Annotated in this window: 13 protein-coding genes; 7 read left to right on the forward strand and 6 right to left on the reverse strand. The window is 43.7% G+C overall.

Annotated features, from left to right (window positions below; all coding sequences use genetic code 11):
- Window positions 1-23: 23 nt before the first annotated feature.
- Both HWQ47_RS25950 and HWQ47_RS25955 read right to left on the reverse strand, forming a co-directional pair.
- Window positions 24-452, reverse strand: a complete 429-nt coding sequence (locus HWQ47_RS25950) for a rhodanese-like domain-containing protein (protein ID WP_269968835.1) — start codon at window positions 450-452, stop codon at window positions 24-26.
- A 66-nt stretch (window positions 453-518) separates the two neighbouring features.
- Window positions 519-2,549 carry a multiheme c-type cytochrome gene (locus HWQ47_RS25955; protein WP_269971866.1) on the reverse strand — a complete coding sequence of 677 codons (2,031 nt, stop codon included), beginning with the start codon at window positions 2,547-2,549 and terminating at the stop codon, window positions 519-521.
- Between the two features lie 548 nt (window positions 2,550-3,097).
- Here HWQ47_RS25955 and HWQ47_RS25960 point away from each other — a divergent pair.
- Genes HWQ47_RS25960 through HWQ47_RS25970 form a run of 3 tightly spaced genes read left to right on the forward strand, consistent with a single transcriptional unit; the run spans window position 3,098 to window position 6,103 of the window.
- Window positions 3,098-5,071, forward strand: coding sequence for a heme lyase CcmF/NrfE family subunit (locus HWQ47_RS25960; protein WP_269968836.1), 1,974 nt, complete (start codon window positions 3,098-3,100; stop codon window positions 5,069-5,071).
- The gene (locus HWQ47_RS25965) at window positions 5,068-5,526 is read left to right on the forward strand and encodes a cytochrome c-type biogenesis protein (protein WP_269968837.1); all 459 of its coding nucleotides are present in this window, start codon (window positions 5,068-5,070) and stop codon (window positions 5,524-5,526) included. The genes HWQ47_RS25960 and HWQ47_RS25965 overlap by 4 nt, the downstream gene beginning before the upstream one ends.
- Window positions 5,519-6,103: a TlpA family protein disulfide reductase gene (locus HWQ47_RS25970; RefSeq protein WP_269968838.1), complete on the forward strand. Its 585-nt coding sequence runs from the start codon at window positions 5,519-5,521 to the stop codon at window positions 6,101-6,103. The genes HWQ47_RS25965 and HWQ47_RS25970 overlap by 8 nt, the downstream gene beginning before the upstream one ends.
- A gap of 134 nt (window positions 6,104-6,237) precedes the next feature.
- On the opposite strand, the gene HWQ47_RS25975 is transcribed toward HWQ47_RS25970, so the two are convergent.
- Complete coding sequence (locus tag HWQ47_RS25975; protein WP_269968839.1) at window positions 6,238-6,450, reverse strand: helix-turn-helix domain-containing protein; 213 nt, start codon at window positions 6,448-6,450, stop codon at window positions 6,238-6,240.
- Between the two features lie 12 nt (window positions 6,451-6,462).
- Window positions 6,463-6,999, reverse strand: coding sequence for a DUF2975 domain-containing protein (locus tag HWQ47_RS25980; protein ID WP_269968840.1), 537 nt, complete (start codon window positions 6,997-6,999; stop codon window positions 6,463-6,465).
- 170 nt (window positions 7,000-7,169) lie between these two features.
- On the opposite strand from HWQ47_RS25980, the gene HWQ47_RS25985 reads away from it, so the two are divergent.
- Window positions 7,170-9,218: a S9 family peptidase gene (locus HWQ47_RS25985; RefSeq protein WP_269968841.1), complete on the forward strand. Its 2,049-nt coding sequence runs from the start codon at window positions 7,170-7,172 to the stop codon at window positions 9,216-9,218.
- Window positions 9,219-9,278: 60 nt separating this feature from the next.
- Here the strand turns inward: HWQ47_RS25985 and HWQ47_RS25990 are convergent, their stop codons facing one another.
- Window positions 9,279-10,829, reverse strand: a complete 1,551-nt coding sequence (locus tag HWQ47_RS25990) for a peptide MFS transporter (protein ID WP_269968842.1) — start codon at window positions 10,827-10,829, stop codon at window positions 9,279-9,281.
- A 178-nt stretch (window positions 10,830-11,007) separates the two neighbouring features.
- Here HWQ47_RS25990 and HWQ47_RS25995 point away from each other — a divergent pair, with 178 nt between their 5' ends.
- Window positions 11,008-12,630, forward strand: coding sequence for a tetratricopeptide repeat protein (locus tag HWQ47_RS25995; protein WP_269968843.1), 1,623 nt, complete (start codon window positions 11,008-11,010; stop codon window positions 12,628-12,630).
- A gap of 90 nt (window positions 12,631-12,720) precedes the next feature.
- Here HWQ47_RS25995 and nhaC read toward each other — a convergent pair whose 3' ends face one another.
- Window positions 12,721-14,268 carry a Na+/H+ antiporter NhaC gene (gene nhaC, locus HWQ47_RS26000; RefSeq protein ID WP_269968844.1) on the reverse strand — a complete coding sequence of 516 codons (1,548 nt, stop codon included), beginning with the start codon at window positions 14,266-14,268 and terminating at the stop codon, window positions 12,721-12,723.
- 417 nt (window positions 14,269-14,685) lie between these two features.
- On the opposite strand from nhaC, the gene HWQ47_RS26005 reads away from it, so the two are divergent.
- On the forward strand, window positions 14,686-14,928 hold the full coding sequence (locus HWQ47_RS26005; protein WP_269968845.1) for a hypothetical protein: 243 nt from the start codon (window positions 14,686-14,688) through the stop codon (window positions 14,926-14,928).
- Window positions 14,929-15,068: 140 nt separating this feature from the next.
- Complete coding sequence (locus tag HWQ47_RS26010) at window positions 15,069-15,647, forward strand: nucleoside triphosphate pyrophosphohydrolase family protein (RefSeq protein ID WP_269968846.1); 579 nt, start codon at window positions 15,069-15,071, stop codon at window positions 15,645-15,647.
- Window positions 15,648-15,703 lie beyond the last annotated feature (56 nt).

Below are 15,703 nucleotides of genomic sequence, written 5' to 3' on the forward strand. Positions count from 1 at the left end.
TAAAAATAAATAAACATAATCCGTTATGGCTTTTCTGTTACTCGATTCGCTAAACGCCAACCATAGATCCCGTCTGGCATCTGACGAACACTGGTATAACCCAGTTTCATCACGTGTCGAGCAGCAATTTCACTGGCATTACAAAGACGGTTTGCGCAGTAGAAAATCATCTGTGCATCTTTGTTTTTTGGCAGTAAGTCTTTCCAATTTTTTACGTTGAAATAAACAGCGCCTGGAATGAATCCTTCTGCCCATAACTCCAATGTATTGACGTCGAAGAAGTAGACTCCCTCTTTGCCCACTAAGGTTTGTGCTTCCATCATGGTGATCGTATTTAGCGCTTCATCATAATATTTAGCTGGGCCCATCTCTTGACCACCGCCGGCATAACAGCTCGCCGATAACATGGACAACAAGACGGTGAAAATGACACTTCCCAGTACTCTATTCATATTTTCTCTCTTTGTTACCTCAACCCAAGCGTACTTAAGTTGAGGTCGGTATTAACTCAATCAGATCTATTTAGCGCTGTAACCAACACCGTCAAGAATGTTTTGAGCTTGGGTAACATAAGTTAGTGCAGCATCTAGACGTTTCTGACTGTAACGGAAACCATGAACACCCCATGAACCATCTTTCTTAATAAGATCAATAGTTTCTTGAGCTCTCTCAGCTAGCATTAACACTTCGGTCTTGTCAGCAGTAGACAACTTAGTCACTTCAAGTAGCGTATCGATACGCTCAAGAGCTTGCTCAACTTTGTTGTAAACATCTTTAACCGGTGTTTGCATCTTCATCACTTCACCGTAAATTTCCATCTGATCGTCATAGTGAAGACCAGTTTCTAACTCAGACTGGAATGGGCTGTGACAACCCTTGTTATCCACTACGTCTTTGTCAGAAATCGCGGTACGAGCACATGACCACATTAAGTCTAAGTAGTTGTGACCCTCTTCATTCTTAGCCACAGTCCAGCCTTTAACGCCTGAATCACGTGGTTGACCTTCAGGTGGATTCAATGTCTTACGCACAGGATCAATATCAATCTTCCACATGTGTGAACGACGAACCGCGTCAAAACCTGCGCTGTCTGGGAACTGAATTGCAGCGAAGTTTTCACAGCTACCCATGTTAGGCATGTGACAGCTTTGACACGTTTGCTTGCTGTGTGTGTCAGTGTTGTCAGCAATCAAGGTTTGTGCTTCGTGACAATCCTTACAGTCTTTCTTCAGCTTTGGCGTAGAGAAACCAGATAGGAAATCGCCATCTGTTACTTCGTGTGGATCGTGACAAGTAGTACAACGCATGCCTTTCTCGTAGTGAGCAGAAGCAAACATTTGCGAGCCTTCAGTACCACAAGATGGACAAGCAGACTTCATGTATACGCCAAACGCGTATTCCATTTTCTCTTGTGCTTGCTCTGTATCAGCGAGTGCGTCAACAAAGAAGAAACGCTGGTGACAACGCTCACAGTTAGACTGCATGCCGCCAGTACCGCCATCTAAGTGACCGCCTGCGCCATGACACTCTTCACAAGCAATACCTTTAGAGATCGTGTGCTCTTGTAGCTTCTTAGCATCGCCAAGTGCATCGAAAAACTCTTCTTTATTTTGGAAATCGAACTTATAGGTGTGGCACATTTCACAATAAGAGCTGCCTGGTTGAAATAGCATCTCTTTCTCATACTTAGCACCGTATGAAGTCATACCCCACTTGTGTGAACCTGTTGCGCCAAACTCTTCTAGCGTGACAGGGAACTCAGGGATTGCCTTGTTAATTTTTTTCGCCATCTCAGGGGTTAGCCATTCAGCCCAACCACGAGAGAACTGGTTACCACCAGCGACCATTTTACCGGTGCCTTCTGACAGTAGACCATCACGTATGTGGTACGTACCACGAACTAGCCATGAGTCTAAGAAACCATACTTAGTACGTGGCGTACCGATGATGGCGTATACATCATTAGCGCGTACACCGTCTGGTAACATTGATGCTTCACTGCCATAAAGTGGCGCATTCAAATCACCATTTGGTACTTCTTTATCGGTAATTTCACTTGGGAAACGGATCACATTTGCGTGACGTGAACGTTGCCACTTCTCATATTGCGTCGCGTGACACTCACCACACTTCTCTGGACCGACGAAATTGTTTGGGAAATCCAATGTTGATTTAGCACCTAGACGATACTGAACTGCACTTGGACGACCAACACGCTTACTGTATGCCTGACTTCCACCAGTATCTAAATACTCTTCACCACGGTCACTAATATGGTAATCACCAATTAAGTTACCTTCCTCCTGATATTTGAACATTGGATGGTTTTGGAATAAGAAATCGAATAACTCATCTTCTTGAACAATATAATCGTGCAGTGATTTAACACCCGTCGTTCTCTCTGTACCTGCATAGTTTGCAATTGCATTCTTAGCAGATGCACCCATTTCTGGGATGCTATTGTACTTATCACCAGCAGCACTAGCGTTACCTATTGCGCCGAAACAAAACAGCACACTAGCGGCCGCTTTAAGTTTCCAACTTTTCATCATCACTCCTAGTTATAACCTAGTTATAGTATTTTTTTCATCATTCAACTAAGGCACTCTTTTGTTTAGCCAAACAACTGAACAATTGAGTTGCAGCTATTTTCCACATCTTTTTTGCGAAAAATATGCGTCACAGCAAGAAATGAGACCTAGAAAAACACAGATAGTAAAAAATCAGTGAAAATCAAATCAAAACAATATATTGCAAACAATTATGCCATGTGTTTTTCACTTGTGACTCAGCACTTTGATATCTAAAATATTCTAAAAAAACCCATTGATATATGAAAAGATGTCTAGCAGATACGGAAGTTTGATAAAAGATAGAGAAGTCACAAAACACATCGCTAATATAACCTACCCTAAGTTCCAACGACTTGAATTGGGTTTGTCTTGGTTAAAATGAAGGTGAATTAAAAGCTGACGAAATAATAGCAAGTCAGATGAATTAATAATTCAAATTTTATATTGAGCTATTAACAACAAATATTCTCAAACAGAATAATATTTACCCAAACATTTTCTTAAAATATAGAGAATTTAATAAGATGATCCCAGAATTAGGACTTATTTTCCTCATTATTAGTACAGTATCAGCCTTGCTACTGTCATTTATTCCGCTCTATGCTTCTTATACAAAAAACAACTATCTGTTTAGCTATGTAAAAATACTGACCGCATTAATGACAATCGCCATTAGTGCCTCAATTTTATGTTTGTTGATCTCCTTTCTTGTTGATGATTTCTCGGTCGCTTATGTTGCTAACCATTCAAATACTCAGTTGGCAACACTCTATAAGGTCGCCGCTGTTTGGGGCAGCCATGAAGGTTCGATGCTGTTTTGGATGGTCTCAATCGCAATTTGGGGCTGTATAATAGTCTTCTCACCTCGCTATCAAGACAGGCTATTTATTGGCCGCATGATTGCCATTTTGGCGTTTGTCATTGCAGGTTTTAACCTGTTTATGTTATTCACCTCCAATCCCTTCGCTCGCTTGCTACCTAACTTCCCGATAGAGGGTCGCGACCTTAACCCCATTCTGCAAGACATAGGATTGATTTTTCATCCGCCGATGCTGTTCCTCGGTTATGTGGGATTGACCGTGACTTTTGCGGCAGCCATTGCCGCTCTTATCGGTGGTAAGTTTACTCAGCAACATGCTGGTTATCTGCGTCCATGGGTGCTGTTGGCCTGGGTATTTCTAACTGGCGGCAATGCATTTGGCTCGTGGTGGGCCTATAACGAACTTGGTTGGGGCGGATGGTGGTTCTGGGATCCCGTTGAAAATGCCTCATTTATTCCTTGGCTAGTTGCCACCGCATTACTTCACAGCGTAGTACTAAGTCAGCAGAGAAGTAGCTTTAAGATCACCACCTTATTGTTATGCATACTCGCCTTTTCCTTAAGCTTATTGGGAACCTTTTTAGTGCGATCCGGAATCGTGCAATCGGTACACGCCTTTGCCTCAGATCCAACCCGCGGTATGTCAATCCTCTTCCTGCTGGGTATATTTGTCTGCGGTGCGCTCACTCTGTTTGCCTTAAAGGCTAATCTTATCAAGTCAAAGTCTGACTTTGCCTTAGTCTCCCGTGATAGCTTGATGTTACTTGGCAACATCGTCTTACTAGTTGCAGCTATATCTGTGTTGCTCGGTACCTTTTATCCACTGTTATTCGAACTATTAAATCTCGGTACCTTATCTGTGGGTGCGCCTTATTTTAATAGTATCTTTGTGCCACTGACCTTTGTCGCCGTACTATTAATGGGAGCTGCACCTCTAGTTGCTTGGCAGCAAGAGTCGTTAAGCCGTTTACGGCCACTAGTTGGACTATTTGTAGTAGCGGCGGTGATCGGAGTGATATTTGCGCTGCAAACACGCGAAAGTTTCAGCTTCTGGGTGTTTATTGGTGCGACAGCAGCCGCTTGGATCATCATCTCCCTCGGTTACCTTATCTATTGCCAGCTTCAGCAATCAAACCAGTTTATCGCCAAGAAGGCAGCCATGCTGATCGCACATTTCGGGGTGGCAATCAGTATTATTGGCGCCACTGCTGTGTCTAATTTTGAAACTCAAGAATTACTAAGAATGGGGCCAGGCCAAGGTAAAATCGTCGCTGGATACACCTTTGTCTATGAAGATACCGTTGATGTTGAAACGAACAGCTACACCGCGATTCAAGCTAATATTCGTGTTATGGATAGCGATGAAAATGACATTGGTTATATCACCCCACAGCGACAAACCTTTAAGACTAACGCCATGGAGATCTCAAAAGCTGGCATCATGCGTAACTTAGTCCGTGATCTTTATGTGTCCAGTGGTCAACAGCTCAGTGAAACTGAATACTTAGTGCGCATTAGTCATAAACCTTTGGCCTGTTGGATCTGGATTGGTGGCTTACTAATAATGCTAGGCGGCACTATTGCTGCATTTTCAGCTCTCTATAATCTAGGCCGACAACCCGCCGCGACCAAATCCAGCTCCTCACAAACAACCAGGTTCACAAAGGAGTTAGCATGAACAGAATCGCCCTCAACATGAGCACAATAAGAGCTTGGTTAGCGGTCGTTTTACTCTTTAGTGCCAGCCTATCGGTAAGTGCTGTAACGGATGTGACAGATAAAATCCAATACACCCAAGAGCAGATCCGCGATTTAGGTTTTGAAATTGCTCACGAACTGCGTTGCCCTATGTCGGTAAATCAAAACCTATTTGATTCAGGCGCTCCGATTGCTAGCGAACTTAAGGGACAGATCTTTCTGATGCTAGAGCAAGGTGAGTCGAAGCAGACCATCATTGACTTTTTGGTGCAGCGCTATGGCGAGAAAATCAGATACCAACCTAGTTTATCTATAGCGACGGCAGCGCTCTGGTTTGGCCCAATTCTTTTGCTTTTCGGTATTATCGGTTTTACTGCCGTATTGATCCGCGAGCAACGTAAACATCAAGACACTAATGGTGATATCTATGAATAAAACACATCTACTAAGCTGGTTATTAGTTCTCTCATCTCTGATCATGCCAGCTCAAGCTCAAATAGCCTCCTCCAAGGTCTATAGCACAGGGGAGGCCATTGAAAAACCACTGATCATGTCTCGCTTTATTGAGATGAGTTCGGCCAGAATGGTCCCAGATGTGAACTTTAAGGACACCAAGGGAGGATCGATACAGTTAAAAGAGTTTAAGGGCAAACTGGTGATGGTCAATCTGTGGGCCACTTGGTGCGCCCCCTGTATTAAAGAGATCCCGCAAATGGAAAATATCCGCCAAGTGAACAAGAATAACAACTTGGTGGTGATACCTATCTCTATCGATGAAGAGAGTGATAAGGTACAAGCTTTCTTAGAGCGTCATAAGTTCGGACACTACCAGACTTGGTTGGATCCGAAGAAAAATATCGATCAAGTAATGCCTGCAGACGTAGTTCCAGCCACTTATTTCTTTGATGGCTCTGGCAACTTAGTCGGCTTTTTACGGGGCTATTTAGACTGGGGGGATAAAGAGGTACAACCCTATTTAGAGAAACTTACCGCTAAGTATGCACACAGATAATAATAAAAATCTTTCTACTTTCAAATAACTAACCGAAAAAGTGGCGTCATTCTTGGCGTCACTTTCCTTTTGCACGGTTTAAATTGCTCCCGTCCGGGCACGTTCCCCTTTTCGCCGGACGGTTTTTTTTCGTATTAATCCTCTATTGAACGATACTCTAAAATATCACCCGGCTGGCATGCCAAGTAGTTACAGATGCTCGCCAAAGTTTCAAAACGAACCCCTTTAACCTTGCCTCGTTTTAGCAAAGACAGATTCGCCTCGGTGATCCCTATCGCCTTAGCCAGCTCCTTAGAGCTCACCTTACGCACCGCCATCATGACATCTAAATTAACGATTATTTCCATATACATATGGCCTTAAATAAACTCTCTGTTTTCTGCTTCAATCTCTTTCGCCGCTTTAAGTAAATAAACAATAATCAACATCAATAAAATAGTAGTGAAGTCGCCAAAATCTATCGGCAATTCTATACTGCTGTGCTTGAAAATTGATCTATGGTAATAACCCGTCACAAGTACCTGCGCTATCTCTAGCACAAAATCGAATACTTTTAGCCATATCAACCACAGATAACAATGCATCGACTCACTACCAAAAAAATGCCCCTGCTGATAGTAACTAAGTAATTTTTGCAACCAATACACGCCGATAAACAGGGTGAGAAAAAGCGGCATCTGAATTGCTAACAATATCCCCTTATTTGCTCTTTCATCATTCCAGGCCTCAAGAAAGAGATGGCTAGTTGAAAAACGGATCTCACCTTCAATTAAATAACTGTAACCCAGATAAACCACCACAACCGCAGTGGCGATTAAGACAAGCACTCTAAAAAATCCACTGAGCTTCATTAACTTTTGCATATTGGGGTTCATTGTCATCCATTCCTTCGCCATGAGTAACTCAATTGTATCAGACAGAAACATTTAGTTGTAATTTAATATTTTATTATCGTTTTACAATAATTATTTTGTGTAATAGGCTAATTAACAATTTAGACAGTCAGTACTTTTAGCCATGACACCCGCTACGTCCTCGCTATCAGTTACCATTAAAGGATGAAACAATGCTAACGAAAAAAATAATACCGACTTTGTTATGGACAGCCATTGCTGGAAGCCTATTACTCACCGGTTGCGCACAGAAACAGACGCCACCAGCACTAACCGCTCAGATTCAACAGGCCCCGTTAATCCCAATTGAAGCTTTTTTTAATGAACAGGATATTAGCCAACTTAAGGCATCCAGTGATGGCAAATGGCTGGCTTTCTTTAAGGAGTATGAGGGGGCAAAGAATATCTACTTGATGCCTACCGGTGCAGAGCTTGATACGGCTGTTGCTATCACCACCTCAAAGGATCCTGTTAATAGTTTTCGTTGGTCAACAGATACTAATGAGATTTTCTTCCTTAGAGATTCAGGTGGCAATGAAAACACTCAGGTATATCGACTCACCCTAGACACCAGTAAGCTTAAACCTGTCCCCCAGATCACCGCACTAACCAAGAACAATGAGGTAAGGTACGATCTACTAGAGCAACCAAAGGAAAAAACTAACTCTTTGGTGCTAATGTCAAATCAAGACAATCCGCAACAGATGGATATCTATCAACTGAATATAGACTCCGGCAAGATAACCAATATCTTCGCCAACACCTATGGTTTCTCTCAAGTAAAACTAAACAAGCATGGCGAACCGGTACTGGGTACCAGCAGTAATCCTGACAATACCAGCGATCTCTATGCCAAACAGGAGGGCAAGTGGACCAGCCTGATTAAGACGGAATTTGGTGAGAGCATTGATATTTTGAGTTTTGATGAGGCCAATCGTCAAGCCTATATTCGCGCCGACATCGATGGCAGAGATAAGCAACAACTGCTGCGTCTAGATATGACAAACGGCAAGCTCATCACACTGCATAAAGATCCTGAAAATGAGTCAGATGTCTATGAAGTGTTGTTTAATGATGAGGGGCAGCCCTTAGCTGTCTCCTATTACGGCGGCCGTTTACGCACTTATTCCCTAGATAACACCTTTGCTCAGCATTGGACAAAGATAAATGATCACTTCACCCAAGATGTGGAGATCACCATCACTGACAGAAATGAAAAAACGGGTCAATGGCAGCTCCATGTTGCCAGTGATATCGACGTTGGTAGTGACTATCGATACACAGCTAAAACAGGCGAGATAGTTCAACTATTCACACAGACACCTGCCATCGATCCGGAACTTCTCTCTAAACGTCAATCTATCTCTTACCAAGCGAGAGATGGTGTCATTATTCAAGCGTATTTGACCCTACCTAAAGGACAAAACAGCAAGCTGCCAACCATTATTCTTCCCCATGGCGGCCCTTGGGCGAGAGACTATTGGACTTTAAGTTCAGGTTATTTCAATCCAATAGCACAACTGCTAGCAAACCGTGGATACGCAGTACTGCAGCCAAATTTTCGTGCATCGACAGGTTTTGGTAAACGCTTCCTCAATGCGGGCAACAAAAACTGGGGCACTGGCAGTATGCAGGATGATCTGACCGATGGTGCTAACTACTTAGTCAATCAAGGCATCGCCGATAAGCAACGTTTAGGCATTATGGGGGCGTCCTATGGCGGATATGCTGCACTCGCCGGCGCGACATTTACACCAGATCTGTATCAGGCAGTGATCTCCTATGTTGGGCCATCGAGTTTAATCACATTACTGGAATCATTTCCACCTCACTTCCGCCCTTATTTAGGACAATTTTACAGTGCCGTGGGTGATCCTGAGATAACAACAGACAGAGTCGATATGCAGGCTCGTTCTCCGATCAATTTCGTCGATAACATCAAAGCCCCCTTGATGTTGGTTCAGGGCGCGAATGATCCACGAGTGACCCAGATTGAATCAGATAATATCGCCAGAGTCATGCATCAACAACAGCTAGCTGTTGAGTATATTCTGGCAAAAGATGAAGGCCATGGCTTTCGTAAACGTGATAATAAGCTGGCCTATATTCTTGCCATGGAACAATTTTTTGCTAAACACTTAGGAGGGCGAGTCGATGAACAAGTCACGCCGACACTCTCAACTCATCTCGATACACTCAGGGTTGATGTGAGCCGCTTGTAATTCCAATCGGTATAAATATCACTTCCTCAGGCCTAGGTTCTAATTCCTAGGCCCTTTCATTTAATCCACATCCCACATCCAACGCTTGAGCAGAGGCGTCAGCAATAAGGTTAATGTCGCACCTGCAAATGCTATCCACATGATATCGGTATACAGCAGGGTGAAACTTTGGTGTTGCGATATTCCTAACTGTTCCGCCGAACTATTGCCAGCAAGAAATGCAGCGATGTACTCAGCAATGGCCGAACCTAAAAACCACAGCCCCATCATCAACCCGACAATTTTTGTCGCTGACAATTTAGTGATCATCGATAGGCCGATAGGAGAGATACATAACTCACCAGTGGTGTGTAATAAGTAAGCAAGTACTAACCAACCTACAGCAACCTGCTCATTGCCCTCAGCAAAAGCCAGTCCCATCACCAGAGCTAAAAAACCTAATCCCACCTGAATCAGACCTAAAGCAAATTTCATTGGGGTACTTGGTGCTATCCCTTTTTGGATCATCCATTGCCAGGTTTTCGCAAAGAGAGGCGCCAATAGAATAATGAAAATAGCGTTGAGTGACTGAAACATTGGCGCGGGGATCTCAACACCCAATATCACTCTATCTGTAATGCGATCGGCAAACAGGTTCATCGAACTGCCCGACTGCAAGAAACAGAGAAAGAAGATGGTAGACATCATCACCAGAGTGACAGCGGCATAGAGTTTCTGTTTAACCTCAACAGAAACCTCATTAATGCAGTACCAAACCAACCAAAAACCAATCGCCACAAAGCTAAAAGTGAGCAGGCCGCCCACCACTTGATGATCACCAATGATAATGGCCACCAGCAAGACCATCACAATGGCAAAAATATAGATCAGGTGTTCGTGAGTAAAGCGCCACCACATGGGTTGGGTTAACAATTGAAGATCCGGGGTATCAGCGCATCCTTTTAGATAAGTCTGACCCACTAAGAAGACCGCTAAACCAAACAACATTCCGAAGCCAGCCAAAGCAAATCCATAAGACCAACCATACGTGACTCCTACGTAGCCACAAACGATAGCAGCCAGTGCAGCACCCACGTTAATACCCATATAAAAAAGGGTAAATCCAGCGTCTTTTCGAGGATCATTTTTATCATAAAGCTTACCTACTATGGTGGAGATATTGGGCTTTAAAAAACCAACACCGACAATGATAAAAGAGAGCGAAAGATAAAAGATCGGAAGGCCAGTGCTAGCTATCTTGTTACCGAATCCATCGATATATGCAGCCTCTCCCTCAAAAGCCATCCCGAAATGACCTAAACAGAGCAAGATTGCCCCAAAAGTAACCGCACGCTTACCCCCCAGATAGCGATCGGCTAACACTCCCCCCACAAGAGGCAAAGCATAAACTAGGGCAAAGTAGTTGCCGAAGATGTTTGCCGCTTCCAGATCGCTAAACAGAAAGTGATCTGTCAGATAAAAAATCAACAAGGCTTTTAACCCATAGAAACTAAAACGCTCCCACATCTCAGTAAAAAAACACACATAGAGCCCTTTGGGGTGCGTCATACTCCTCTGTTCCGACTTATCAATTATTTTCCCAGCATCTGCTAACTCAACTTTGCTTTCCATATCCATTCTTCTTTCTAGTTCTGTTGTATTTTTAACCTATACCTCGCCCTTTTAGCTTGTTTGAAGCTAAGGTGAAACCTTAAGTAAGAGTTAGTGAAGATTGGTGAAAGCCGTTACAGTTTGGTGAAGCCGAGGTAAAGTGAAGGTTAGTCGACATAAAACACATGGAAATCACTGGATGCTGGAGGCCGCTATCAACTACCGCTACCAATTTGCCGATCTCGATCTCAATACCCAATTGGGCACTTTAGTTCGCAACCAGACTCAAGAGCTCAAACTGCCTTGGCTCAGTTATCGTCTGCTATGTGTGTTATGCCAGTCGGCGCCGGGGATCGTAAGCCAACAAGTTTTGATCGAACAGATCTGGCCGGAGATCGTCGTAGGAGATGAAACCCTCAAACAAAGGATCAAACTAGTACGGCGTGTATTGGGCGATAATGCTGCCGATCCCACTTATATAGAAGCCATTCGCGGACGAGGTTATCGCCTTATCCCCCATGTAGAAGTCACTGCCATCCCAGATCTCAGCCTATCCATTAGGCTTGATCTCGCCACCGATACCCATGTATCACCAGCCAACGGCAGCAGCTATCCGCTCTACTGGAAAGTGACTTCACTCACCTTAGCCTGTGTGGTGATAGTGCTTGCCTGCATCGCCCTGCTCTATTCCTCAAGCCACAAGATGCCGGATCCTGTATCAGAAACCTTGGCCGCAAAGATCGCCAATGGTTTCGACAATGAACTCTATGAAAATGGGCTGGATTATTACCACAGATATAGGCAGAAGGATAACAAACTGGCCATAGAGCTCTTCAATTCGGCTATCGAGATCAATCCCAATATGGCCAGAGCCTACGCCGGACTATCGGATGCCTATAGTCAGGGCGTATTTCAATTCAGTGGCCCATCTCAATGGCAGCAACTGGCGATCGATGCCGCCTACAAAGCGATCGCGCTGGATCCTAATCTGGCTCAAGGCTATAAATCTCTGGGACTGGCTTACTACAATCGCGGTTGGTTAACCAAAGCGATATCTGCCAATTTAAAAGCGCTGCAAAAGCGCAAAAACTATAACGAAGCCATGTCCAATCTCGGTTTTATTTATCGGGAGATGGGGCAACTGCAACAGGCACTTCATTGGATTAATAAGGCCTTAGAGGCAGATCCAAGTAACAGCGTTAGCATGTTGCATAAGGCACAGATCCTATTTGTCCTCGGTCAATCCCCCACGGCACAGATCTGGCTAGATAAAGCACTTAAACTTCAACCTGACTCTCTATTGGCCAATAGCACCCAGGGTGCCAGATTACTGCAACAAGGCCTGTTCACTCAGGCTAAGACTCATTACCAAAATCTGATAGCACGTTATCCTGAACAACTCGCTTTCATCGAGGGACTAGCAAGAGCCCACCTCTATTTAGGGGAGCTGAAACAGGTAAGAACATTGACAGAGGAGCTGATCCAATCTGATAACCGCCAAATAAGAGTAAAAGGCGAGCTACTTTACTATTTGGCGAGTAATCAACATTCAGATAAGCAGCTAGCTCATCTCGAAGCCGAGTTTAAACATGAACTGGCCCAAGGCTCAGATAGACCCAGTGACAGTTTGGCATTAGCACAGATATACGCCAAAGATAGCAATAGCAGTAAGAGCTATCGCTATCTTATTCAGGCGATCAACCAGGGCTTACTAGCAAGAAACTTAGTCGTGATGGACCCAAGCTTTAAGACTATCAATGAAGAAGCTGGTTTTAAGCAGCTTATTGATGAGATGGATAATCAAATGGCACAACAGCAGTGACAAGCTTCATCCATACCTTCCAGTTTGAGGATCTTAAAGTCGCAAGTCTAAAACACGTAGCTTGCCATCTTATTAGTATCTAACATTTATTTAGCCGGTGGTTAACTCAGCTTCATCCATATCTTCCAATTTAAGTATTTTGAAATCAAAGTAGGCGTAGCTGGCACTAACTAACGGACAAACAAGATTAAAGAAAGCATAAGGCAGGTAAGCAATCGTCGCCACACCTAAGGTACTAGCCATATAGGCACCACAGGTATTCCATGGGATCAGTGGACTTGTGATGGTCGCGGAGTCTTCCAGTGCACGGCTCAGGTTTACAGGTGCTAAACCACGTTTAGTGTATTCCACCTTAAGCATACGACCGGGTAAGATGATGGCGATAAACTGATCGGCGGTGATCAAGTTAGCACCGATGCCGCTAACCAGCGTCGTCAGGATCAAACTGCTGCTGGACTTTACAAACACTAACATGCTCTGCAAAATTCGCTTCAGTAACCCAGTCCGTTCCATCACCCCACCAAACGCCATGGCACATAGAATTAGCCACACAGTATTGATCATGCTGCCCATGCCACCTCGGCTCAACAAGCTATCGATCATCTCATTACCCGTATTGGCGGTATAGCCATCAAACATAGCGATCCAGATCCCTTTAATTAATGCCACAAAAGGGAGCAGGCTAGGGTCGCCAACAAACTCAACCACATTATCAAACTGAAAAATAGCGGCACACAGAGCGCCAGCCATAGTACCGGCAATCACAGTAGGAAAAGCAGGCATTTTCTTATAAGCTAAAAAAAGCACCACAAACAAAGGAAACAAGAGGTGTATACCTGGTCCAAACTGAGTTTGTAATATCGACATAGTTTTGGCTAACTCAGCCCCAGTTGCCGGGACTTCAGTTGTAAAGCCTAATAACAGAAATCCTATCAATGCAATAATAATACTGGGTACTGTCGTCCATACCATGTGTCTAATATGACTAAACAGATCGGTACCAGCAACCGCAGGGGCTAGGTTAGTCGTGTCAGACATAGGTGACATCTTATCGCCAAAATAGGCACCACTGATAATCGCCCCCGCAGTGATCTCAACATTCAGCCCCATGGCACCAGCAACACCAATAAGCGCAATACCTAAAGTGCCAGCGACGGTCCATGAGCTACCTATGCTGATCGCAACAACGGCGCATAACAGACATGACGCCGCATAGAAATACTCAGGGTTTAAGATCTTCATGCCATAATAGATCATCGTCGGCACTGTTCCCGAGAGTATCCAAGTACCAATTAAAGAGCCAACCGTAAAGAGGATCAGCATAGCCCCTGTGGCCATTGAGACACTTAACACGATCCCCTCTTCCATCTCTTTCCAGCTATAGCCATTTTTGACTCCAACCATCAAAGCGACACATGCTGCCATAATTAATGCAATTTGATTAGCACCCGATGAGCTGTCTGAAGAGAAGAGGTAAACTGCTGCGGTTAGCATCACCATCAAGGCGATGATAGGGAGTAAAGCATCCAATAAGCTAGCTTGTTTATGTTCTGGCCCAGAACCATTTGAGCCCTGAGTAGAATTAGAGTCTTGTTGCGGATGATATTCTGATTGCTGAGGATCAGTTTTTGAGGTCATCGCATATTCCTTATTATTGTTCTTATGTAGCGCTACCAATACCATTCAACGATGGTTTTTCAATTGCGTCGCGGCCGATCATCCTTACATAAAATTAACAAGTTCGTCTACAGTCGATGGCTGAAGGGAAACAGCAACAGAAGTAATAAAAAATGCCATTGCAGACTATAAATTCAGTATCGAGGCCTAGATTCAGTTAATTATTCATTAATCTGAGATAAAACTTGTAATGAATGCCTTGTAAAATATTTCGGCTTGGTTGAGATGAACATTATCAAAAGCTAGTTTTTAATGCGATGTTGGATAATCAAGCAAAAGTTAACGCTATTGAGCACCTCTAGCCAGCATTTCATTGCAACCGTGGCTCTTACAGTATATTTTATTTACCAAAATTACTTTTTAGATGGATCTAACTATATGAATTACAGCTATAAAATATTAGTTACTGCTCTACTCGCCATGCAACTAAGCGCATGTTCAAGCACAAAAATAGCCCACTCTGCTGCAGTGTTCGGCCAAGAAACCAAAGAAGCTGCTGAGCAAAGACAAGCCGAAAGTCATCCTTCAAACAGAGACGAACAAACGAACTCACAAGATGTCACCAATGGTGCTATCAATACGGTATTTCAATTAATTGTCGATGCCCTCAGTGGTGATTAAGCTATTAAAAATACTATTTTTACACCTAAGTTAGATAACTTAGTAGACCATAAGTGACCTCTACCTAGGTTTCTTTTACTGTCCTATTAAATTAGAATTACTGCAATTCGAACACCTGCTACAACTTCAAGGTCTACTCAATGAAACTAACTGCACTGAATCAGCCACTTTACGATCATCTTTACCGTGACATACTCCAGTTCCGCTCGACTTTCGATCTGCCTAGTGAAGATGAAACGACATTGGATGATAAGGCTGACACATTGCACACCTCGCTTGCGATTGAAGAACTCACTGAGCTTGCCGAAGCCGACACTCGCATCGAACAAGCTGATGCTATTGTTGACTCCATTTACGTGCTTATGGGCCGTTTGGTTCACCTTGGTGCTTCACAGGTTAATGACCGGGTTGAGATCAGTTATGTCATCGATCTTCTGCTAAATGTCGCTAAAAACCGCGAAATTGACTTTTTAACCTGCTGGGATGAAGTCCACTCAAGCAACATGAGCAAGGTATGTCGCAATGAGAAAGAGCTAGCTGAAACCGTCGAATTTTATGCTAAGCAAGGCGTCGAGATTGTTGGCAGCCAGAAAGGTGATTTCATCATCGCCAAATGTGCTAAAGATGTCGATATGGCAGGAAAAACCGTTCGCCAAGGCAAGGTACTTAAGTCGGTATACTACCGCCCTGCAGATCTGGAAAAGCTAGTAAAAACTTAGGGTTATAATTGTTTGGTTAGTTGAGGCTTTATCACTTATCAACAACCGATAATATT

The sequence above is a fragment of the Shewanella sp. MTB7 genome (assembly GCF_027571385.1).
Classification (GTDB): domain Bacteria; phylum Pseudomonadota; class Gammaproteobacteria; order Enterobacterales; family Shewanellaceae; genus Shewanella.